The organism is Bradyrhizobium sp. 21 (assembly GCF_023073335.1).
Taxonomy (GTDB): Bacteria; Pseudomonadota; Alphaproteobacteria; order Rhizobiales; family Xanthobacteraceae; genus Bradyrhizobium.
Genome location: NZ_JADPJG010000006.1, coordinates 239,773 through 259,676, shown reverse-complemented (window position 1 = coordinate 259,676; position 19,904 = coordinate 239,773). Strand labels below are relative to the sequence as shown.

At 64.9% G+C, this 19,904-nt stretch carries 23 protein-coding genes; 18 read left to right on the top strand and 5 right to left on the bottom strand.

Annotated elements, in window-relative coordinates; all coding sequences use genetic code 11:
• Positions 1 to 9 precede the first annotated feature (9 nt).
• The 3 genes from IVB31_RS10995 to hemB all read right to left on the bottom strand — a co-directional run bounded on the left by IVB31_RS10995 (position 10) and on the right by hemB (position 2,815).
• Entirely contained in the window at positions 10 to 786 is a 777-nt protein-coding gene (locus tag IVB31_RS10995) for an arginyltransferase (protein WP_247321693.1), read from the bottom strand.
• Between the two features lie 131 nt (positions 787 to 917).
• Positions 918 to 1,457 (bottom strand): RDD family protein, encoded by a 540-nt coding sequence (locus IVB31_RS10990; RefSeq protein WP_247321692.1) that lies wholly within the window; start codon positions 1,455 to 1,457, stop codon positions 918 to 920.
• A gap of 296 nt (positions 1,458 to 1,753) precedes the next feature.
• Positions 1,754 to 2,815 carry a porphobilinogen synthase gene (gene hemB / locus IVB31_RS10985; protein WP_247321690.1) on the bottom strand — a complete coding sequence of 354 codons (1,062 nt, stop codon included), beginning with the start codon at positions 2,813 to 2,815 and terminating at the stop codon, positions 1,754 to 1,756.
• A 124-nt stretch (positions 2,816 to 2,939) separates the two neighbouring features.
• Between hemB and IVB31_RS10980 the strand changes: the two genes are divergently transcribed.
• From IVB31_RS10980 to IVB31_RS10925, 12 genes are all read left to right on the top strand, one after another.
• Entirely contained in the window at positions 2,940 to 3,437 is a 498-nt protein-coding gene (locus tag IVB31_RS10980) for a DUF6163 family protein (RefSeq protein ID WP_247321689.1), read from the top strand.
• Positions 3,438 to 3,922: 485 nt separating this feature from the next.
• Positions 3,923 to 4,441 carry a MarR family winged helix-turn-helix transcriptional regulator gene (locus tag IVB31_RS10975; RefSeq protein ID WP_007603420.1) on the top strand — a complete coding sequence of 173 codons (519 nt, stop codon included), beginning with the start codon at positions 3,923 to 3,925 and terminating at the stop codon, positions 4,439 to 4,441.
• Positions 4,442 to 4,669: 228 nt separating this feature from the next.
• A complete protein-coding gene (locus tag IVB31_RS10970) occupies positions 4,670 to 4,906 on the top strand; it encodes a hypothetical protein (protein WP_247321688.1) in 237 nt (78 codons plus the stop codon).
• Positions 4,907 to 4,943: 37 nt separating this feature from the next.
• Entirely contained in the window at positions 4,944 to 5,165 is a 222-nt protein-coding gene (locus IVB31_RS10965; RefSeq protein ID WP_247321687.1) for a hypothetical protein, read from the top strand.
• 267 nt (positions 5,166 to 5,432) lie between these two features.
• Positions 5,433 to 6,731 carry a serine hydroxymethyltransferase gene (gene glyA, locus IVB31_RS10960; RefSeq protein WP_247321686.1) on the top strand — a complete coding sequence of 433 codons (1,299 nt, stop codon included), beginning with the start codon at positions 5,433 to 5,435 and terminating at the stop codon, positions 6,729 to 6,731.
• Positions 6,732 to 6,747: 16 nt separating this feature from the next.
• Positions 6,748 to 7,230 carry a transcriptional regulator NrdR gene (gene nrdR, locus IVB31_RS10955; protein ID WP_200515520.1) on the top strand — a complete coding sequence of 161 codons (483 nt, stop codon included), beginning with the start codon at positions 6,748 to 6,750 and terminating at the stop codon, positions 7,228 to 7,230.
• Positions 7,227 to 8,375, top strand: coding sequence for a bifunctional diaminohydroxyphosphoribosylaminopyrimidine deaminase/5-amino-6-(5-phosphoribosylamino)uracil reductase RibD (ribD, locus tag IVB31_RS10950; protein ID WP_247321685.1), 1,149 nt, complete (start codon positions 7,227 to 7,229; stop codon positions 8,373 to 8,375). Before nrdR ends, ribD begins: the two co-directional genes overlap by 4 nt.
• A 1-nt stretch (position 8,376) precedes the next feature.
• A complete protein-coding gene (locus IVB31_RS10945; RefSeq protein ID WP_247321684.1) occupies positions 8,377 to 9,000 on the top strand; it encodes a riboflavin synthase in 624 nt (207 codons plus the stop codon).
• A 71-nt stretch (positions 9,001 to 9,071) separates the two neighbouring features.
• A complete protein-coding gene (gene ribH, locus IVB31_RS10940) occupies positions 9,072 to 9,563 on the top strand; it encodes a 6,7-dimethyl-8-ribityllumazine synthase (protein WP_247321683.1) in 492 nt (163 codons plus the stop codon).
• Between the two features lie 2 nt (positions 9,564 to 9,565).
• Positions 9,566 to 10,063 carry a transcription antitermination factor NusB gene (nusB, locus tag IVB31_RS10935; RefSeq protein WP_247321681.1) on the top strand — a complete coding sequence of 166 codons (498 nt, stop codon included), beginning with the start codon at positions 9,566 to 9,568 and terminating at the stop codon, positions 10,061 to 10,063.
• A gap of 146 nt (positions 10,064 to 10,209) precedes the next feature.
• Positions 10,210 to 11,235: a thiamine-phosphate kinase gene (gene thiL, locus IVB31_RS10930; RefSeq protein ID WP_247321679.1), complete on the top strand. Its 1,026-nt coding sequence runs from the start codon at positions 10,210 to 10,212 to the stop codon at positions 11,233 to 11,235.
• Between the two features lie 239 nt (positions 11,236 to 11,474).
• Complete coding sequence (locus IVB31_RS10925; RefSeq protein ID WP_247321677.1) at positions 11,475 to 13,595, top strand: sodium-translocating pyrophosphatase; 2,121 nt, start codon at positions 11,475 to 11,477, stop codon at positions 13,593 to 13,595.
• 175 nt (positions 13,596 to 13,770) lie between these two features.
• Here IVB31_RS10925 and IVB31_RS10920 read toward each other — a convergent pair whose 3' ends face one another.
• Entirely contained in the window at positions 13,771 to 14,772 is a 1,002-nt protein-coding gene (locus IVB31_RS10920) for a tripartite tricarboxylate transporter substrate binding protein (protein WP_247321675.1), read from the bottom strand.
• Positions 14,773 to 14,868: 96 nt separating this feature from the next.
• On the bottom strand, positions 14,869 to 15,354 hold the full coding sequence (bamE, locus tag IVB31_RS10915) for an outer membrane protein assembly factor BamE (RefSeq protein ID WP_247321673.1): 486 nt from the start codon (positions 15,352 to 15,354) through the stop codon (positions 14,869 to 14,871).
• A 98-nt stretch (positions 15,355 to 15,452) separates the two neighbouring features.
• On the opposite strand from bamE, the gene IVB31_RS10910 reads away from it, so the two are divergent.
• From IVB31_RS10910 to IVB31_RS10885, 6 genes are all read left to right on the top strand, one after another.
• Positions 15,453 to 16,049 carry a ubiquinol-cytochrome C chaperone family protein gene (locus IVB31_RS10910; RefSeq protein ID WP_247321671.1) on the top strand — a complete coding sequence of 199 codons (597 nt, stop codon included), beginning with the start codon at positions 15,453 to 15,455 and terminating at the stop codon, positions 16,047 to 16,049.
• Positions 16,046 to 16,615, top strand: coding sequence for a DUF177 domain-containing protein (locus tag IVB31_RS10905; protein ID WP_247321669.1), 570 nt, complete (start codon positions 16,046 to 16,048; stop codon positions 16,613 to 16,615). The genes IVB31_RS10910 and IVB31_RS10905 overlap by 4 nt, the downstream gene beginning before the upstream one ends.
• Before the next feature lie 299 nt (positions 16,616 to 16,914).
• Positions 16,915 to 17,976: a phosphate acyltransferase PlsX gene (gene plsX / locus IVB31_RS10900; RefSeq protein ID WP_247321667.1), complete on the top strand. Its 1,062-nt coding sequence runs from the start codon at positions 16,915 to 16,917 to the stop codon at positions 17,974 to 17,976.
• Positions 17,973 to 18,953 carry a beta-ketoacyl-ACP synthase III gene (locus IVB31_RS10895; protein WP_247321665.1) on the top strand — a complete coding sequence of 327 codons (981 nt, stop codon included), beginning with the start codon at positions 17,973 to 17,975 and terminating at the stop codon, positions 18,951 to 18,953. Before plsX ends, IVB31_RS10895 begins: the two co-directional genes overlap by 4 nt.
• A gap of 133 nt (positions 18,954 to 19,086) precedes the next feature.
• Positions 19,087 to 19,428, top strand: a complete 342-nt coding sequence (locus IVB31_RS10890; RefSeq protein WP_018456841.1) for an integration host factor subunit alpha — start codon at positions 19,087 to 19,089, stop codon at positions 19,426 to 19,428.
• A 27-nt stretch (positions 19,429 to 19,455) separates the two neighbouring features.
• Positions 19,456 to 19,904: MerR family transcriptional regulator (locus IVB31_RS10885; protein ID WP_247321663.1), on the top strand; the 449-nt coding region annotated here is incomplete at its 3' end.

The window sequence follows — 19,904 nt, the reverse complement described above, 5'->3', positions numbered from 1 at the left end:
GCGCGCCGATCAATCCTGCGGCTCGGACGCCGCATCGCCCTGGGCGTCGATGCGCAGCCAGCCCGACGGCGCGAGCCGCTGCTGGGGCAGGAAGCGGGCCTTGTAGTCCATCTTCTTGGAGCCTTCGATCCAGTAGCCGAGATAGACGTAAGGCAGCCCTTGCCGGCGAGCGCGGGCGATGTGGTCGAGGATCATGAAGGTGCCCATCGAGCGGCTGACTTCGCTGGGCTCGAAGAACGAATAGACCATCGACAGGCCATCGCTGAGCACGTCGGTGAGCGCCACCGCGATCAGCTCCTCGCCGCGGCCGGTGATGCCGCTGTCGACGCCGCGCTTGCGGTACTCGATGATGCGGGTCTCGACGTGGCTGTCCTCGACCATCATGGCGTAGTCGAGCACGGTCATGTCGGCCATGCCGCCATGGCGGTGGCGGGAATCGAGATAGGCGCGGAACACCGAATATTGCTCGGAGGTCGGCACTGCGCTGCGCTGTTCGCCGATGATGTCGGCGTTGCGCGCGATCACTTTTCGGAAGTTGCGGGAGGGGCGGAATTCGTTGGCGACGACCCGGACCGAGACGCAGGCGCGGCACTGGTCGCAGGCCGGCCGGTAGGCGATCGACTGGCTGCGACGGAAGCCGCCATGGGTCAGGAGGTCGTTGAGATCACCGGCGCGTTCACCCACCAGGTGCGTAAACACCTTGCGCTCGTGCCGGCCCGGCAGATAGGGGCAGGGGGAGGGCGCCGTGAGGTAAAATTGGGGGGTGTCGCGCGAGTGCTGGGTCAAGGGACGTCGTGGGCCTCCAGAGTGGGTATCAGCATCGCGCTACGAAAGCTCCCGGTCAATCGGTCTGCTGGGCAGGTCAGATCGGTCAGTTTAGTCGGTCCTGGTTGATAGGTCCTTGATCACCCGGTTCCTCAGTAGGGTCTTGCGGCCTGCGGCACGGGCGCACGAACGGAATTGTTGACGACGACCGTTCCCAGCACGAAATCATGCAGCAGGCGCCGACGGCCGTTGAACAGGCCGACCAGGACGACGAATGGCGACAGGAACGAGACGGTCACCCAGAACAGCACGGCGTGGGTGGCGCCGAGCACGAAATAGCCCGGCGCGCCGTACCAGGTGCGCAACTCCAGATCCATCAGGCGCATGCCGATCGTCGCCGACGACGGACCGCCGATGCAGGCGCCGTAATAGACGATGGCCCAGATCACCGAGGCCGGCCAGGCCAGCCAGAACAACGCCCAGCCGATGCCGAGCGTGACCACGCCGAACACCGCGATGAAGAGGTAGCCGAGGATCACCGGCACCGAGATCACGACCATGTCGATCAGGAAGGCGAACGCCCGCCGCGTCGCAACACCGCGGAACAGTTCCGGATGCAGATAAGGGTCGTAAGCGTGCGGCTGCGCCCCGCCGTCATTGCGCCAGGCGTTGCCCGAATCCGAATAAGACATGACCGTCTCCCAAGGGAAAACTCCCGTGGCAGGACATGGGAACAGGCCGTCCGTGTGCCAAGGGCGCGCTGGCGTTAACAAACCGAAATATTCGGGCGATTCGGCGGCGGTGGGGCATGGAGGTGAGGGGCGCCGGCGCCGCACCTCCGGCGTCGTCCCGGCGAAGGCCGGGACCCATAACCACAGGCGGCAGTTTGGCGAAGACTAGTAGTGATCCTTCGCCGGTATCAATACCGGGCATCACGGATAGATCACGCGGTATGGGTCCCGGCCTTCGCCGGGACGACGCTGTGGACCTACCCCGACACCCGCAGCTTCTCCGCCACCTTCGGCGCAAAATAGCTCAACACGCCATCCGCGCCGGCGCGTTTGAACGCCAATAGGCTCTCCATCATGGCGCGGTCGCCGTCGAGCCAGCCGTTGTTCGCGGCGGCCGCGATCATCGCGTATTCGCCGGAGACCTGGTAGGCGAAGGTCGGCATCGCAAAGGTGTCCTTCACGCGGCGGACGACGTCGAGATAGGGCATGCCGGGCTTCACCATCACCATGTCGGCGCCCTCGGCGATGTCGAGCTCGACCTCGCGCAGCGCCTCGTCGGTGTTGGCGTTGTCCATCTGGTAGGTGCGCTTGTCGCCGGTGAGCGTCTTGGCCGAGCCGATAGCGTCGCGGAACGGGCCGTAGAAGGCGGAGGCGTATTTTGCGGCATAGGCCATGATCTGCACATCGATCAGGCCGGTGTGATCCAGGCCCTCGCGGATCGCGGCGACGCGGCCGTCCATCATGTCGGAGGGCGCGATGATGTCGCAGCCGGCTTCGGCCTGCACCAGAGCCTGACGCACCAGCACGGCGACCGTCTCGTCGTTCAGGATCTTGCCGTCGGAGATCAGGCCGTCATGGCCGTGGCTGGTGAAGGGATCGAGCGCGACGTCGCAGAGAATGCCGATCTCCGGAAACTCCTTCTTGATCGCGCGCACCGCCTGACAGACCAGATTGTCCGGGTTGGTGGCTTCCGAGCCGTCCTCGTCGCGCAAGGACGGGTCGGTGTAGGGAAATAGCGCGAGACAGGGGATGGTGAGCTTCATCGCGCGCTCGGCCTCGCGCACGGCCTGGTCGACGCTGAGGCGGTCGACGCCCGGCATCGAGGCGATCTGCTCGCGCTTGTTGTGGCCGTCGATCAAAAACAGCGGCCAGATCAGATCGTCGGTGGTGAGCACGTTCTCGCGCACCATGCGCCGGGCCCATTCGGCCTTGCGGTTGCGGCGCGGGCGGACGGTCAGATCGAGGGCAGGGGAGGCGGCAGCGCCATCCCGGCGCGAAACCTCGCGCAATTCGATCGGACGTCCGTATTTGATCGCCATCACTCTTCCTCCGGCTGGAATTATTCTTATACCAGCTCGCATGGTTCCCGTCACCGCGGCCTTGACCTGCCGCAAGGAATGGCAGGCGATTGATTTTGCGGGGCAAAGCAGCCAGAAGGGGGCCATGTCCGAGATCTCCACCCGCGATGCGGCCCGCGACAGCGCCAGGGACGCCGTCAGAGACAATGCCAGAGACAACGCAATGTCGGTGGCGGCGATCTCGTCGGAGCGCGCCGAGTCCGACGACAATGTCTGGACGCGCCGGCTCGTGCTGTTCCTGCGGGTGATGGCACTGCTCTCGATCCTGAAGGGTCTCTATCACTGGGCGCAGGTCACCGGCTTCGTCGGCGGCGAGGACGAGGCGTTCGAGAACCAGTCGATGGCCTGGCAGGCCGCCACCGTCTACTTCGCCGTGATCGAGCTCGTCGCGGCCGTCGGCCTGTGGCTGGCCACGCCCTGGGGCGCGGTGGTGTGGCTGACGACCGTGGTGTCGATGGCGGTGATCGAGCTGATGTTCCCGGGCATCTACGGCGGCAGCCTGATCGTGGTCGGGGTCGAAGCCTTCATGCTGGCCGCCTATCTCGCGCTCGCCTGGATGGCCGCGCGCGAACGGCCGCCATAGCGATCTCGCACGGGCACGCATCTTGTAGGATGGGTAGAGCGCAGCGAAACCCATCAATGCTGCCTCACGAGATGATGGGTTTCGCTGCGCTCTACCCATCCTACGATCTGTTCAGCTCCGGGACACGCAAGGTTTCACGCGCGCTTGGTTGACCGCTGGTTGCGTAAAATTCGAGGTAACTTTTCGTTGACTCCGTGTATTCCGCCACAGCTCTTACGCGGCCGTTTCGAAACGGGGCGGGGCTGTTCTGGAATGCGACATCAGGGGCGGACGGAGGGTGAACAGGACCTTGCGAGAGTCAATAGACGGTTGCGAAAAGCCCTTGTGGCACAGGCTTAATCCGCAATTCACTGTCTTAAATTCATGATCTCTTTATTCTCTTATTTAAGCCGATCTTCAAACGGCTCCCCTTAAGTTGCACCTATCAGACGGAGCACAAGTTTCGTCGAATGAGTGTCGATAAAAACGACAACAGGGGAAGTGTCATGATGAAAGCCGTCGCAACTGCGGCAGATACCGCAGAGCGCGTCTCCGGCCAGCAGGGTTCGGTGCAGACGCTCTATCTGGAAGCCTTGACTCTGGTGGAGCGGCTGCATCGCCGGCTGCTCGACGTCATCAAGGACGAGTTCGATCGCCGCGGCCGCGCGGACATCAATTCGGTGCAGGCACTCCTGCTCTACAACATCGGCGACAAGGAGCTGACCGCGGGCGAACTGCGCACGCGCGGTTATTACCTCGGCTCCAACGTCTCCTACAATCTGAAGAAGCTCGTCGAGCTCGGCTTCCTCGATCATCAGCGCTCGCGCGTCGATCGCCGCTCGGTGCGCATCCGCCTGACGCCGCAGGGCCAGGAAGTCCGCCGCATCGTCGACTCGCTCTACCAGAAGCACGTCAAGACGGTTGAGCAGGTCGGCGGCATCTCGGGCGAGGAATTCTCGACCCTCAACAAGTCGCTGCACCGCCTCGAGCGGTTCTGGACCGACCAGATCCTGTATCGTCTCTGAGCACTTTCGACGGGACTTTTCGACGGGATTTGGCCAAGCCGGCCCACAACAAGACCGGCAAGCCTCCCGAAAAAGCCTCCCGGACGTGCCTGGACTTCCCCAAGCGCACCGGCCCGGCTCTGCCCGGACCGGTGCGTCTTGTCATCTCGCGGGTGCGAAAAAAATCGCCAAGCCTCGGGAACGAGTTCCCGGTCCCGCGCTTATCCCCTTCGGATCGGAGGCTGGACGATGCTGGTGGAGCGTGGCTTGGGGGCGATGAACGTGGAACTCGTGAGCGAGGCCTACGCCATCGCCGCGAACTATCTTCGCCGCTCCGGCGCGATCGCCGACACCCTCGTCACCGACGAACACCTGCTCGAGATCGTCATCAAACTGCTCCAGCACGGCGAACTCAACAAGATCAGGCTGGCCAACAAGGCCATCGCCAGGTTTGAGGCGCGGTCCGAGGTCAAAGCGGTTGCCTGATCACGATTCCCTACATGCCAGAGAACCAGAGGGTGCCATGGAAGCTGCCATCGACCGCATCATGCAGACCTATGACCTGCTCGCCAACCGCACGTCAGCGGCGAGCGCCGAGGCAAGGGTCAAGGTCACGAACTATCTCAATACGTTGATGGAAGCCGGCGAGAAGGACACCCACCGGTTGACGGTGTGCGGCCTGACCTATCTGCGCCAGCTCGACGGCAGCGTGGACCCCGTGAAGGCGGGGTATACCGGGCTGTAGGGTGGCCGGCCGCCATCGGCTGGCTGCGCGCGGCGTTTGAGGCCAAAGCGGCCCCTTTTCGGACAAGGGCGACCGGGCGGCTCGACAGGACCGCCCAGCCCCGCCGCATCTTCCAATCTCCACCATATCTTGCACAAATGTCCGCCCTGACCCGCAAACCCTTGGCCTGTTGCGGGCGATGTGGTAGATCGCGCTCGCCGCTTCCGATCGCCACACCAGACCGCCCGCAGCCCACCAAAAGGCTGTGGCGGTGGAGATATTCGCAAGATGACACTCGCCAAAACCGCCTCCGCGCCCGATTCGTTTTTCAGCGCCTCGCTCGATCACGCCGACCCGGAAATCGCAGCCGCCATCAAGGGCGAACTCGGCCGGCAGCGTCATGAGGTCGAGCTGATCGCCTCCGAGAACATCGTCAGCCGTGCCGTGCTGGAAGCGCAGGGTTCGGTGATGACCAACAAATACGCGGAAGGCTATCCGGGCGCGCGCTATTACGGCGGTTGTGAGTGGGTCGACGTCGCCGAGAACCTCGCGATCGATCGCGCCAAGAAGTTGTTCGGCGCCAATTTCGCAAATGTGCAGCCGAACTCCGGCAGCCAGATGAACCAGGCGGTGTTTCTGGCGCTGCTGCAGCCCGGCGACACCTTCATGGGTCTCGATCTTGCGGCCGGCGGCCATCTCACCCACGGCTCGCCCGTCAACATGAGCGGCAAATGGTTCAAGGCGGCGCACTACACCGTGCGCCGCGAGGACCAGATCATCGACATGGACGCGGTCGCCAAGCAGGCCGAAGAGATCAAGCCGAAGCTGATCGTCGCGGGCGGCTCGGCCTATTCGCGCGCCTGGGACTTCAAGCGTTTCCGCGAGATCGCGGACTCTGTCGGCGCGTATCTGCTGGTCGACATGGCGCATTTCGCCGGTCTCGTCGCCGGCGGCGTGCATGCTTCGCCCGTGCCGCACGCCCACATCACCACGACGACGACGCACAAGTCGCTGCGCGGTCCGCGCGGTGGCCTGATGCTGTGGAATGACGAGGCGCTGACCAAGAAGTTCAACTCGGCGATCTTCCCGGGCCTGCAGGGCGGCCCCCTGATGCACGTGATCGCGGCGAAGGCGGTCGCCTTCGGTGAGGCGCTGCGTCCGGACTTCAAGGTCTATGCGAAGAACGTGGTCGAGAACGCCAAGGCGCTGGCCGAGGCGATGAAGAGCCACGGCTTCGATATTGTCTCCGGCGGCACCGATAACCATTTGATGCTGGTCGACCTCCGGCCGAAAGGTCTGAAGGGCAACGCCTCGGAGAAGGCGCTGGTTCGCGCCGCCATCACCTGCAACAAGAACGGCATTCCCTTCGACCCCGAGTCGCCGTTTGTCACCTCCGGTATTCGTCTCGGCACGCCCGCAGCAACCACCCGCGGTTTCGGCATAGCCGAATTCCAGCAGGTCGGCGCCATGATCGCAGAGGTCCTCAATGCGATCGCGCAGTCCGACGACGGCAAGGCGCCGCTGGTCGAAGCCGCCATCAAGGAACGGGTCAAGGCGCTCACCGACCGATTCCCGATCTACCAGTAAGGTCTAGGTTCAACGGATGCGCTGCCCGAACTGCAACAGTCTCGATACGCAGGTAAAGGACTCGCGTCCGACCGAGGACTCCGCCGTGATCCGCAGGCGGCGCGTGTGCGTCGCCTGCAATTTCCGCTTCACCACCTTCGAGCGCGTGCAGCTGCGCGAGCTCACGGTGATCAAGCGCAATGGCCGCCGCGTGCCGTTCGACCGCGACAAGCTGATGCGCTCGGTGTCGATCTCATTGCGCAAGCGGCAGGTTGAGCCGGAGCGGGTCGAGAAGATGGTCTCCACCATCGTGCGCGAGCTCGAGACCGGGGGAGAGGCCGAGATCTCCTCCGAGGTGATCGGCGAGACCGTGATGGAGCATCTGCGCACGCTCGACGACGTCGCCTATGTCCGCTTCGCCTCGGTCTACCGCAATTTCCGCGAGGCCAAGGATTTCGCCGACGTGCTCGGCGAGCTCTCCGGTGAGGAGGAAGCGCGGCTCGCCGCGATCCGCAAATGATCTTCCGCATCCTGGAAGATCAGTTCGCCCAGAAGATTCGCGAAACCAAGGACGCCGATCGCCGCTTCATGCAGCTGGCGCTGGCGCTCGGCCGGCGCGGGCAGGGGCGCACCTGGCCCAATCCGGCCGTCGGCGCCGTCATCGTGAAAGACGGCGTCATGGTCGGTCGCGGCTGGACGCAGCCGGGCGGTCGTCCCCATGCCGAGCCTGAAGCGCTGCGGCGTGCGGGCGAGGCCGCGCGCGGCGCTACGCTCTACGTCACGCTGGAGCCATGCTCGCATTTCGGCAAGTCGCCGCCTTGTGCCGATGCCGTGATCGCCGCCGGCATCACGCGGGTCGTGGCTGCGATCGAGGATCCCAACCCGGAAGTCGCGGGTCAGGGTCACGCGCGCCTGCGTGCCGCCGGCATCAATGTGGATGTGGGCCTGTGCGCGGCGGAGGCCGCCTTCGATCATGCCGGGCATTTCCGACGCATCCGGGATCACCGCCCCCATGTGATCCTGAAGCTCGCGGTCTCGCCCGACGGCAAGATCGGCGCCGCCGGCGGCAAGCCGGTCGCGATCACCGGCGAGGCCGCGCGCAACCGCGTGCATCTTTTGCGCGCGCAGAGCGACGCCATCCTGGTCGGTATCGGCACGGTGCTGGCGGACGATCCCCAGCTCAACTGCCGCCTGCCGGGGATGGAAGCGCGTTCTCCGGTGCGTGTCGTGCTCGACCAGAGTTTGCGCATTCCGGCTTCCAGCCAGCTCGTGCGCTCCGCACGCGAGACGCAGCTTTGGGTGATCAGCTCCGAGCTGGCGGAAGCCGCGGCCGCCACGCGGCTCGGAGCAGCGGGCGCCCAGATCATTCGCATACCGCCTGGAAGTGCGTCCGGCCTCGATCTTCCCGCCGTGCTGCATGCGCTGGCCGAGAAAGGCATTACGCGGCTGCTGGTCGAAGGCGGCAGCCGCGTGGCGGCGTCGTTCGTCGCGGCCAACCTCGCCGACCAGATCTGGCTGTTCCGCGGCGCGGAAGAGGTGGGTGCTGGCGGCGTCGATGCGCTCGATGCATTGCCCCTGTCGAAAATCACGCAGTCGCAGGCCTACAAGGTTCATGCTAGCGAGACATTCGATCACGATACTCTCACAATCTACGAGCGCGCCTAACATGTTCACCGGCATTGTCACCGATATCGGCGAGATCGTCGGCTTTACGCCGACGGCGCAGGGCCAGTTGCACCGGCTGCGCATCGCCTGCCGCTATGATCAGACCACCATTGCCGATGGCGCCTCGATCGCCTGCAACGGCGTCTGCTTGACGGTGGTCGCCTCGGGCGTCGCCGGCGGCAAAGACTCTGCTCAAAGGACTTGGTTCGATGTCGATGCCGCGGCCGAGACCCTGGCGCTGACGACGGCAAAGCACTGGCAGGTCGGCACCAGGCTCAACCTCGAACGGGCGCTGAAAATCGGCGACGAGCTCGGCGGCCATATCGTCGCCGGTCATGCCGACGGTATCGCCACCCTCGTCAGCCGCGAGGACCTGCCCGACATGGCGCGGTTCGAGCTCTCGACGACGCGGGAGCTGGCGCGGTTCATCGCCACCAAGGGCTCTATCACGCTCGACGGCGTCTCGCTGACGGTCAATACGGTGAAGGACGTGACCTTTTCGGTGCTGATCATCCCGCACACGCTGACGGTCACGACGATCGGCGGCTGGAAGGCGGGGAGCGAGGTCAATATCGAGGTTGACCTGATGGCCCGCTACGCGGCGCGGCTGACGGAAATGAAGTGACCGCGTCTTTAAACTTGGCTTACCCGCTGGCGGCGACTACATAGCGCCAACCTCTCTGCAACGGATTGACGATGGCTGACGCACGGCGTGCACCCCTGAAGGACCAGACCGACATTTCCGGCGCGCGCGCGCTGATTGTCGAGGCGCGGTTCTATGACGACCTCCAGGACGCGCTTCTGGACGGCGCAGTCGCCGAGCTGAAGGCAGCCGGCCTGACCCATGACGTCATCACCGTTCCCGGCGCGCTGGAGATCCCGGCGGCGGTCGCCATCGCGGTCGATGCGGCCGCGGCCAACGGCAAGCCCTATGACGCCGCGATCGCGCTCGGCTGCGTGATCCGTGGCGACACCATTCATTTCGAGATCGTCTCGCAGGAATCCTCGCGCGCGCTGATGGACCTGGCTGTGACGCGCAAGCTGCCGCTCGGCAACGGCATCCTCACCGTCAACAATGAGGCGCAGGCCTGGGCGCGGGCGCGCGCCAGCGAGCTTAACAAGGGCGGCGATGCCGCGCGGGCCGCGATTGCGATGCTGCGCATCAAGCGCCGGCTGGCGCGGGCTTGATCATGGCCGATAACAGCAAAAAGCCGCCGGTGGGCACCGAGAAGAAAGCGAACCGGCGCGGTGCGGCGCGGCTCGCGGCCGTGCAGGCGCTCTACCAGATGGACATCGCCGGCGCCGGCATCAACGACATCTTTGCCGAGTTCGAGAGCCACTGGCTCGGCAACGAGGTCGAGGGCGACACCTACCTTCCGGCGGAAGCCGCGTTCTTCCGCGACGTCGTCTCCGGTGTCGTGCGCGACCAGAAGAAGCTCGATCCCCTGATCGACGAGGCGCTGTCCAAGGGCTGGCCATTGAAGCGCATCGAGGCGATCCTGCGCGCGGTGTTGCGGGCCGGGGCCTACGAACTGGAGCACCGCAAGGATGTGCCGGGCCGCGTCGTGGTCTCCGAATATGTCGACGTTGCCAACGCCTTCGTCGACCGCGAGGAGACCGGCATGGTCAACGCGGTGCTCGACCAGATCGGCCGGCAGTTTCGCGGTGACGAGTTCGGGCGGGGGTAGGCACCCGCAAGGCGGTGAAGTGATGCGACGCAGCTGCCACATGCTCTTCCGTCATGCCTCGCGAAGGCGGGGCACCCAGTACGCCGCGGCCTATCGATGTCATACGACGGTCTCTGGAATACTGGATCGCCCGGTCGAGCCGGGCGATGACAGTCGAGAGTGGGGTTAGGCAGGTGGCAAACTCGCACAATCCCTCCGCCGAAGATTCCCTCATCGCGCGCTATTTCAAGCCGCTGGCGACCGATCCCGGGGCGCTGGGTTTGGTCGACGACGCCGCCATCCTCTCATCCAACGGCGAGGACATCGTCGTCACCACCGACGCGGTGGTGGAGGGCGTGCATTATCTTGCCGGCGACCCACCCGACACCATCGCGCGCAAGGCGCTGCGGGTGAACCTGTCGGACCTCGCGGCCAAGGGGGCGACGCCCGCCGGATTCGTGCTGACGCTGGCGCTGCGCAGCAAGGAGGATTCCTGGCTCAGGCCGTTCGCCGATGCGCTCGGCGAGGACGCCAGGATTTTCGCATGCCCGCTGCTCGGCGGCGACACGGTCTCGACGCCGGGACCGCAGATGATCTCGATCACCGCCTTTGGTCGCGTGCCGAAGGGGCGGATGGTCGGTCGTACCGGCGCCAGGCCGGGTGACCTTATCCTGGTGACGGGCACGATCGGCGATGCCGCGCTCGGCCTCGACGTGCTCACCGGCGGCGCGGTGGCCGCGGCGCTCGCGTCAGATCCCGCTGCGAGGGACGTGCTGGCCTCGCGCTACCGCATCCCACAGCCGCGCAATCTGCTGGCGCAGGCCGTGCGCGACCATGCGTCGGCCGCAATGGACGTCTCCGACGGGCTCGCCGGCGATCTGACGAAACTCTGTGCGGCGTCCGGCGTCTCGGCCACGGTCGACGTCGCGAGCATCCCTCTGTCGGCTGCTGCGGCCGGGCTGATCGCAGGCAATTTCGTTTGCGTTGAGACGCTGCTTGCCGGAGGCGACGATTACGAGGTGCTGTGCACGGTACCGCCGGCGCAAGGCGATGCACTGATTGCCGCTGGGCATTCGGCAGGCGTGGCTGTCACAGCGATAGGCACGATCGTAGCGGGTCATGAGCGGCCGCGCTTTTTGGACGGGCAGGGCCAGGAACTGGCCTTGAAACGGCTATCCTACAGCCACTTCTAGGAATCGCACCAAACCGACGACCGGGCGCTCAGGATTAGGCCTAAATACCTGCCGAGATCGGCCTTTTCGGCCTTATCCGGCGTTGCACCCTCAATTTGATTTTGGCAAGCTTGTGGCCGACTGGGGCCGCCCCTTCGGGCAGGGGGCGGCCTTGTTCAAAATCAAGGCGCCGCACCGCACGACGGAAAAACAAAAGGCGCCGGGGGTACGTTCATCAAGGATCTGAGGCAAAAAATCACATGACAGCATTATGGTTGATTGTGCTCTGCGGAGCGCTTTCCGTCGTCTACGCGATCTGGGCGACGTCTTCGGTTTTGGGTGCGGATGCGGGGTCGCCGCGCATGCAGGAGATCGCGGCTGCGGTGGCCGAGGGCGCGCAGGCCTATCTCAAGCGACAGTACATGACGATCGGCATGGTCGGCGTCGTGATCTTCGCCCTGCTGGCCTACTTCCTCGGCATGCTGGTCGCGATCGGCTTCCTGATCGGTGCGGTGTTGTCGGGCGCCGCGGGCTTCATCGGCATGAACGTCTCGGTTCGCGCGAACGTGCGCACTGCGCAGGCCGCGACGACATCGCTTGCCGGCGGCCTCGAGCTCGCCTTCAAGGCGGGCGCCATCACCGGCATGCTGGTCGCGGGTCTCGCGCTGCTTGGCGTGACCATCTATTTCGCCTATCTCACGCATGGCATGGGGCTGAAGGCCAACGACCGTGTCGTCGTCGATGCGCTGGTGGCGCTCGGCTTTGGCGCCTCGCTGATCTCGATCTTCGCCCGTCTCGGCGGCGGCATCTTCACCAAGGGTGCTGACGTCGGCGGCGACCTCGTCGGCAAGGTCGAGGCCGGCATTCCCGAGGACGATCCGCGCAACCCGGCGACCATCGCCGACAATGTCGGTGACAACGTCGGTGACTGCGCCGGCATGGCGGCCGATTTGTTCGAGACCTATGCGGTGACCGCGGTCGCCACCATGGTGCTCGCCGCGATCTTCTTCGCGACCTCGCCGCTGCTGATAAACATGATGACCCTGCCGCTCGCCATTGGCGGCGTCTGCATCATCACCTCGATCATAGGCACCTTTTTCGTCAAGCTCGGCGCCAGCCAGTCGATCATGGGTGCGCTCTACAAGGGCCTGATCGCGACCGGCGTGCTGTCGCTCGTGGGCGTCGCTGCCGTCATCTACTGGCTGATCGGTTTCGGCCCGCTGGAAGGCGTGAAGTATACCGGCATGGCGCTGTTCGAGTGCGGCGTCGTCGGCCTCGTCGTGACCGGGCTGATCATCGTGATCACCGAATACTATACCGGCACTGAGTATCGCCCGGTCAAGTCGATCGCGGCGTCGTCGGTCACCGGCCACGGCACCAACGTGATCCAGGGCTTGGCGATCTCGATGGAATCCACCGCCGGTCCGGCGCTGGTGATCATCGCCGGCATTCTCGTCACTTACAGCCTTGCCGGCTTGTTCGGCATTGCGATTGCGACCGCCACCATGCTGGCGCTGGCTGGCATGGTCGTGGCGCTCGACGCCTTCGGCCCGGTCACCGACAATGCCGGCGGCATTGCCGAAATGGCCGGTCTTCCGAAGGAAGTGCGCAAGTCCACCGACGCGCTCGACGCGGTCGGCAACACCACGAAGGCGGTCACCAAGGGCTATGCGATCGGCTCTGCCGGTCTCGGCGCGTTGGTGCTGTTCGCGGCTTACAATGAAGACCTCAAATACTTCATCGCCAACGCCCCGAAGTACCCGTACTTCCAAGGCGTGCTGCCGGACTTCTCGCTCAACAATCCCTACGTCGTCGTCGGCCTCTTGTTCGGCGGGCTGCTGCCGTATCTGTTCGGCGCGATGGGCATGACGGCCGTGGGCCGTGCGGCCAGCGCGATCGTCGAGGAGGTGCGGCGCCAGTTCCGCGAGAAGCCCGGCATCATGCAGGGCACCGACAAGCCGGACTACGGCAGGGCCGTCGACCTGCTGACCAAGGCGGCGATCAAGGAAATGATCATTCCGTCGCTGCTGCCGGTGCTTTCGCCGATCGTCGTCTATTTCGTGATCTACGCGATCGCGGGTGGCGGTGCGGCCGGCAAGTCGGCGGCGTTCTCCGCAGTGGGCGCGATGTTGCTCGGCGTGATCGTGACGGGCCTGTTCGTCGCAATCTCGATGACCTCGGGCGGCGGCGCCTGGGACAACGCCAAGAAGTACATCGAGGACGGTCACTACGGCGGCAAGGGCAGTGATGCCCACAAGGCAGCGGTGACCGGCGACACCGTCGGCGACCCCTACAAGGACACGGCCGGTCCAGCGGTCAACCCGATGATCAAGATCACCAACATCGTGGCCTTGCTGCTGCTGGCGATCCTCGCGCACTGAGCGGGATCATAGGTGCAAGACAAAACCCCGCGGCGCGAGCCGCGGGGTTTTTGTTTGATAAGTTGGACGCTCTCACCCCGTCATTGCGAAGAGCTCTTGCGACGAAGCAATCCAGGGTCTTTCCGCCGAGAGATTCTGGATTGCTTCGCTGCGCTCGCAATGACGGAAGTGGTGGCTACTGCACGTCCATCTGCAGCCCTTCCTTCTGGATGATGCCGGCGAACTTCTTCGTCTCGGCGTCCACGAACTCGGCAAACTGCGCCGGCGTGCCGTAGTCGGCGCGGGCGCCCATGGCGACGATGTTCTTCTTGACGTCGTCGCGCTCCAGCATCGCCTTGACCTGCAGATTGAGCGCGTCGAGAATGGCCGGCTGCACGCCCTTCGGCAGGAAAACCGAGAACCACGACGAGACGTCGAAAGCCGCCAGCTCCGGCGCGCTCTCGCGCATGGTCGGCAGGTTCGGCGCAAGGTCGCTACGCTCGGTCGTGGTGACGCAGAGGCCGGTGAGCGTGCCGTTCTGCACCTGCGGCAGGCTCGGATAGAGGTTGTCGAACAGGATCTGGATGTCGCCGGCGAGCGCGGCCTGCAGCGCAGGCCCGGCGCCGCGGAACGGGATGTGCGTCATCTTCAGGCCGGTGAGCTGGAGGAACCAGGCGCCGGTGAGGTGAGGGCTCTGGCCGACGCCGGAGGAGGCGTAGCTGAGCTTGTCCGGATTGGCCTTCAGATAAGCGATCAGCTCGGCGACCGACTTGATGCCGGTCTTCGGATGCGCCGAGACGATGTTCGGAATCCGGATCATGTTGGTAACAGGCTGGAGCTGGTCCGGCTTGTAGGTGAGGTTCTTGAAGATGCTGTAGGCGATCGCGTTCGGACCGGGATTGCCGATCAGGATGGTGTGGCCGTCCGGCTTGGAGCGGACCACCTCGGCGGTGCCGATCGTGCCGCCGCCGCCGGAGCGGTTTTCCACCACGGCCGATTGGCCCCAGGCGGTTTGCAGATGCGCGGCCAGGAGCCGGCCCATCACGTCGGTCGAACCGCCGGCGGCGGCCGGCACCACGATGCGGACGTTTTCGGTGGGCTTCCAGTCCGCCAGGCTCGATCGCGGCAGGATCGCTGCGGCCGAGAGGCCGGCAGCACCGGTCAGCACGCGACGGCGGGACAGAAATTTATCGAGCACGAATCCACTCCCTGCTTCTTGTTTTGCAGCGAGCGTATGGAACAGGACGGGCGACGGCAAGTCGCACGGAGCGGCACGACGCCGCAGGCTGAAGGCTCAGTTAAAGCTGAGCAGCTTGAAGATCGGCGCGAGGTAGCTCATCTCCTGACCCGACGTCGCCGTGGTCCGGCTGATGAAGTCGAAGATCTTGCCGTCCTGGAGGCCGTAATTCGCCAGCCGGCGCACGCGCCGGTTCTTGTCGAAATAGACCGCGATGACGCGCTGGTCGACCACCTTCTGGTTCATGAAAGCGACCACGCGCTCCGAGCGCTGCGAGATGTAGTAGAACACCTCGCCGTCGAGGGTTGCGACCGTGGAGGGGGTGCCCATCACGATCAGCACCTGATCCTGGCTCGCGCCGATCGGAATCTGCTCCAGCGCGCCGGGCGGCAGGATGTAACCCTTCTGGAACTGCTCGCCGGTGCAGCCCGCAAGCGCAACGCCAACCAGGGCCGCCGCCGCGAACAGGCGCAAGCCGCGCCAGCGTGCCTGGAAGCCGCGCCGCTTGTCTGCGCGCAGGCTGGTCTGGTTCATTATCGTCATAGCGGAACTGATTCCGTCCCCTTGCGTCGCGCGAGGCGCTGAAGTACCGGGCGGAGGCTCTGAATGCAACTCGCGCGCGCCCGCTTGCGGAAACCACAATGCTTTGGCCGTTCAATCACTTCAGGAAACCCCGGCTAACCCCGTCGGGCACCATTGAAGCCATCTATGGCATGATCGTGACGCAGGCGCGAGAACCCATATTTTACCGCGACTTGGGCGTGCCGGATACGGTTAACGGGCGTTTCGACCTGTTGCTGCTGCATCTCTGGCTGCTGCTGCGCCGCCTGCGCACGGTCCAAGGCGCCACCGACCAAGGCGCCACCGAGCAAGGCCCTATCAACCAAGGCGCCACCGAGCTGTCGCAGGCGCTGTTCGACCGCTTCTGCGAGGACATGGACGACAATCTGCGCGAGATGGGGATTGGCGACCAGACCGTGCCGAAGCGGATGCGGGCCTTTGGCGAGGCGTTTTACGGCCGGGTGCAGGCCTATGATCAGGCCATGGAAAGCGGCGGCGAGGCGCTGGCATCGGCGATCTGCAAGAATATCTTGAATGGGGCCGGCATGGACCAGGCGCAGCGGCTCGCGGCCTATGCCCGGGCGACCGAGGCCGATCTCGGCCGGACCGGCGAGGCCGCACTGCTGGGTGCGACCTTCAAGTTTCCCCCAGCGCTCACGGAGGGCATCACACCATGAGTCGACCGAATGCCGAATCCAGCCCCGATCCCTGGCGGTCCCCCGTCATCGTCACGCAAATTCCCGACACCGGCGTGCATCGCAAGCTCGAGGCATCGGCCGCCGAGCGGCAGGCCATGGCCGAGGTCGCGGGCGTGCGGGAGGTCCTCTCTGCCTCCGCCGACTTCGAAGTCGTGCCGAAAAGCGGCGGCCGATTCCAGGTCACCGGCAGTGTTCGCGCCCGGATCGGCCAGACCTGCGTGGTCACGCTCGACCCGATCGAAAGCGAGATCGAGGAGGAGGTGGACCTGATATTCGCCCCCGAGGCCGAGGCGCGCCGGCTGGCTGATCTGATCCAGGAGGGCCAGGACGACGAGAAGCCGCAGGAGGTCGTCGATTCGCCGGAGGCGATCGTCAACGGTGTGATCGACCTGGGCCGGCTTGCCACCGATGCGCTGTTCCTGGCGATCGATCCCTATCCGCGCAAGCCGGGGGCCGTGTTCGAGGCGGAGGTCACCGCCCCCGATCCGGAGGACCATCCGTTCGCGGCGCTGAAGGCCCTTCAGGACAAGAAGAAAGGCCAATAGCCGCGCCTTCCCCGTAACACCGCTTTGCTACGGGGCGTGAGGTGTTTGCGGGAGTGGTTTGAAAGGCCGATTTATCCATTTGATTCTTATATGTTTCTTGTGGAAATTCGGATCCGCCACCGGATCGCCCCGAATGCAAAAGGCTGGGGGCAAGAGGTTGTTTCAGGATAACAAAACGCTATTGTCGCGCCCCGGTCCTGGGCGCGGCGTGGCGCTAGGCCGGTCGCCATGTCCATGGCGAACCCATTACGCGGCCCCGCTCGTTCAAGGCCGCACCAGACCAGGTTTCCAGGACTTTTATGCCAAGCAAGGTTCGCATCGCGCTTGACGCCATGGGGGGCGACGCCGGCGCCGCCGTGGTCATTCCAGGCGCCGCCATCTCGCTTCACAGGCATCGCGAGATCGAGTTCCTGCTGGTCGGGGACCGCGCCAAGATCGAACCTGAACTCGATCGGCATCCCAAGCTCAAGGCCGCCTCGAAGATCATTCACACCGACGTTGCCGTCAGCGGAGAGGACAAGCCTAGCCAGGCTCTGCGGCGCGGCCGCAAAACCTCCTCGATGTGGCTTGCCATCGACGCGGTGAAGAGGGGTGAGGCGGACGTCGCGGTCTCCGCCGGCAATACCGGCGCGCTGATGGCGATGTCGCGATTCCATCTGCGCACGCTGCCCGGGATCGACCGCCCGGCGATCGCCGGGATGTGGCCGACCAAGCGCGGCGATTCCGTCGTGCTCGACCTCGGCGCCAGCATTGGCGGCGACGCGCACCATCTGGTGTCGCTCGCGGTCATGGGTGCTGCGATGGCGAGCGTGTTGTTCAACAAGCCGCGTCCCACGGTCGGTCTGCTCAATATCGGGGTCGAGGAGATCAAGGGGCACGAGGAAATCCGCGACGCCGGCGAAATCCTGCGCGCGAGGAACCTGCCGGAGCTCGACTATGTCGGTTTCGTCGAAGGCGACGGCATCGGCAAGGGGCTGACCGACGTCATTGTCACCGAGGGCTACAGTGGCAACATCGCGCTCAAGGCCGCCGAGGGAACCGCTCGCCAGATGGCGGAGTTGCTTCGCGAGGGGATGCAGCGGAGCTGGGTGTCCAAGCTCGGCTACCTCTTCGCCCGCGGCGCCTTCCAGGCCCTGCGCAACAAGATGGATCCGAACAAGTCCAACGGGGGCGTGTTGCTCGGGTTGAACGGGATCGTGGTCAAGAGCCATGGCGGAATCAGCGCCGAAGGCTTTGCCTATGCCATCGATGTTGGCTATGAGATGGTCAAATTCGATCTCCTCAACAAGATCAACCAGATGCTAAACCGCGAAGGTGGTGCACTCAGTTCCGTGCAGGCCGCGCAGGAGGCTGTTTCGTGACTCAAATTCGTTCGGTCTTGCTGGGCTGCGGCTCCTATCTGCCGGAGCAGGTGGTGACCAACGCCCAATTGGCGGCGCGCATTGACACGTCCGACGAATGGATTGTGCAGCGCACCGGCATTCGCGAGCGGCACATCGCGGCCGAGGGCGAGTTCACCTCGCATTTGGCGCTCAAGGCGGCGCAGGCAGCCCTCACGGATGCCGGCCTGGACGCGCAGTCGATCGACCTGATCGTGCTGGCGACCTCGACGCCCGACAACACCTTCCCCGCCAGCGCGGTCGCCGTGCAGCACGGGCTCGGCATCAACCATGGCGCGGCCTTCGACCTTCAGGCGGTGTGCTCGGGCTTCGTGTTCGGGCTCGCCACCGCCGACAATTTCCTGCGCACCGGCGCCTTCAAGCGCGCGCTGGTGATCGGCGCGGAAACCTTCTCGCGCATCCTGGACTGGAACGACCGCGGCACCTGCGTGCTGTTCGGCGACGGCGCCGGCGCGGTGGTGCTGGAGGCGCAGGAGCAGCCGGGCAATGCCGCAACCGACCGCGGCATCGTCACCACGCATTTGCGCTCCGACGGCCGCCACAAGGCAAAGCTGTTCGTCGACGGCGGGCCGTCCTCGACCCAGACCGTCGGCCATCTGCGCATGGAGGGCCGCGAGGTCTTCAAGCACGCGGTCGGCATGATCACCGACGTGATCGTCGACGCCTTCGAGGCAACCGGGCTCAATGCCGACAGCATCGACTGGTTCGTGCCGCACCAGGCCAACAAGCGAATCATCGACGCCTCCGCGCACAAGCTCCATATCGCGCCGGAGAAGGTGGTGCTGACGGTGGACCGTCACGGCAACACCTCGGCGGCCTCGATCCCGCTGGCGCTTGCGGTGGCGCGCAAGGACGGCCGGATCAAGCGCGGCGACCTGGTTTTGCTGGAAGCGATGGGCGGCGGCTTCACCTGGGGCTCGGCCTTGGTGCGCTGGTAAGCCACACTCGCTAAAATTTCGCTCGAATCAGCGCGGATTATCGATGCTTCTGCATTGATGAGCGCTGTTGACCGCCGTATCGTAAGCTCATAATTTCAGACAACAATTGTTCGCCGTGATGTGGGGCAGGGCGATGACCGATCAAAGTAAAACCGTAACGCGTGTCGATCTGTGCGAAGCCGTCTACCAGAAGGTGGGGTTGTCGCGCACGGAATCGTCTGCCTTCGTGGAACTCGTGCTGAAGGAGATCACCGACTGCCTTGAGAAAGGCGAGACGGTGAAGCTGTCCTCGTTCGGCTCCTTCATGGTCCGCAAGAAGGGTCAGCGCATCGGTCGCAACCCGAAGACCGGCACCGAGGTGCCGATCTCGCCGCGCCGGGTCATGGTGTTCAAGCCATCGGCGATCCTGAAGCAGCGGATCAACGCCCAGCACCGCACCAATGGCGACGCCAGCAAGGCGCAACCCGAGGCGTAATCCGCCCTCCGGACAAGGATTAGGCATTTGGACAAGGCGCCGGATGCGTTCCGAACCATCAGCGAAGTAGCGCAGGAACTCGACATTCCGCAGCACGTGCTGCGGTTCTGGGAGACCCGCTTCGCCCAGATCAAGCCGATGAAGCGCAGCGGCGGCCGCCGCTATTACCGCCCCGACGACGTCGACCTGCTCAAGGGCATCCGCCGTCTGCTCTACGGGGAGGGCTACACCATCCGCGGGGTGCAGCGAATCCTCAAAGAACACGGCATCAAGTCGGTGCAGGGGCTGGCCGACGGTGCGGCCGCGGTCTCCTTCGGGGCGATCGAGGACGCCATCGGCGCCAGCCTGATCGAGCCCGACGACGAGGCGCCCATCAAGGGCGTCACCGATGCCGATGAAGACGACTACCAGGGCGACGAGGAGGAGGGCATCGACTTCCGTTTCACGGAGGTCGACGACGACGACATCCTGACCAC

Excerpts from the sequence above, each read along its gene's own strand:
- IVB31_RS10910 (WP_247321671.1), top strand. The coding sequence starts at position 15,453 with ATGCTTTGGCCGTTCAATCACTTCAGGAAACCCCGGCTAACCCCGTCG.
- IVB31_RS10945 (WP_247321684.1), top strand. The coding sequence starts at position 8,377 with ATGTTCACCGGCATTGTCACCGATATCGGCGAGATCGTCGGCTTTACG.
- glyA (WP_247321686.1), top strand. The coding sequence starts at position 5,433 with ATGACACTCGCCAAAACCGCCTCCGCGCCCGATTCGTTTTTCAGCGCC.
- nusB (WP_247321681.1), top strand. The coding sequence starts at position 9,566 with ATGGCCGATAACAGCAAAAAGCCGCCGGTGGGCACCGAGAAGAAAGCG.
- IVB31_RS10990 (WP_247321692.1), bottom strand. The coding sequence starts at position 1,457 with ATGTCTTATTCGGATTCGGGCAACGCCTGGCGCAATGACGGCGGGGCG.
- hemB (WP_247321690.1), bottom strand. The coding sequence starts at position 2,815 with ATGGCGATCAAATACGGACGTCCGATCGAATTGCGCGAGGTTTCGCGC.
- IVB31_RS10975 (WP_007603420.1), top strand. The coding sequence starts at position 3,923 with ATGATGAAAGCCGTCGCAACTGCGGCAGATACCGCAGAGCGCGTCTCC.
- IVB31_RS10925 (WP_247321677.1), top strand. The coding sequence starts at position 11,475 with ATGACAGCATTATGGTTGATTGTGCTCTGCGGAGCGCTTTCCGTCGTC.
- ribH (WP_247321683.1), top strand. The coding sequence starts at position 9,072 with ATGGCTGACGCACGGCGTGCACCCCTGAAGGACCAGACCGACATTTCC.
- nrdR (WP_200515520.1), top strand. The coding sequence starts at position 6,748 with ATGCGCTGCCCGAACTGCAACAGTCTCGATACGCAGGTAAAGGACTCG.
- IVB31_RS10980 (WP_247321689.1), top strand. The coding sequence starts at position 2,940 with ATGTCCGAGATCTCCACCCGCGATGCGGCCCGCGACAGCGCCAGGGAC.
- IVB31_RS10970 (WP_247321688.1), top strand. The coding sequence starts at position 4,670 with ATGCTGGTGGAGCGTGGCTTGGGGGCGATGAACGTGGAACTCGTGAGC.
- bamE (WP_247321673.1), bottom strand. The coding sequence starts at position 15,354 with ATGACGATAATGAACCAGACCAGCCTGCGCGCAGACAAGCGGCGCGGC.
- IVB31_RS10890 (WP_018456841.1), top strand. The coding sequence starts at position 19,087 with ATGACCGATCAAAGTAAAACCGTAACGCGTGTCGATCTGTGCGAAGCC.
- plsX (WP_247321667.1), top strand. The coding sequence starts at position 16,915 with ATGCCAAGCAAGGTTCGCATCGCGCTTGACGCCATGGGGGGCGACGCC.
- IVB31_RS10965 (WP_247321687.1), top strand. The coding sequence starts at position 4,944 with ATGGAAGCTGCCATCGACCGCATCATGCAGACCTATGACCTGCTCGCC.
- ribD (WP_247321685.1), top strand. The coding sequence starts at position 7,227 with ATGATCTTCCGCATCCTGGAAGATCAGTTCGCCCAGAAGATTCGCGAA.
- thiL (WP_247321679.1), top strand. The coding sequence starts at position 10,210 with ATGACAGTCGAGAGTGGGGTTAGGCAGGTGGCAAACTCGCACAATCCC.
- IVB31_RS10905 (WP_247321669.1), top strand. The coding sequence starts at position 16,046 with ATGAGTCGACCGAATGCCGAATCCAGCCCCGATCCCTGGCGGTCCCCC.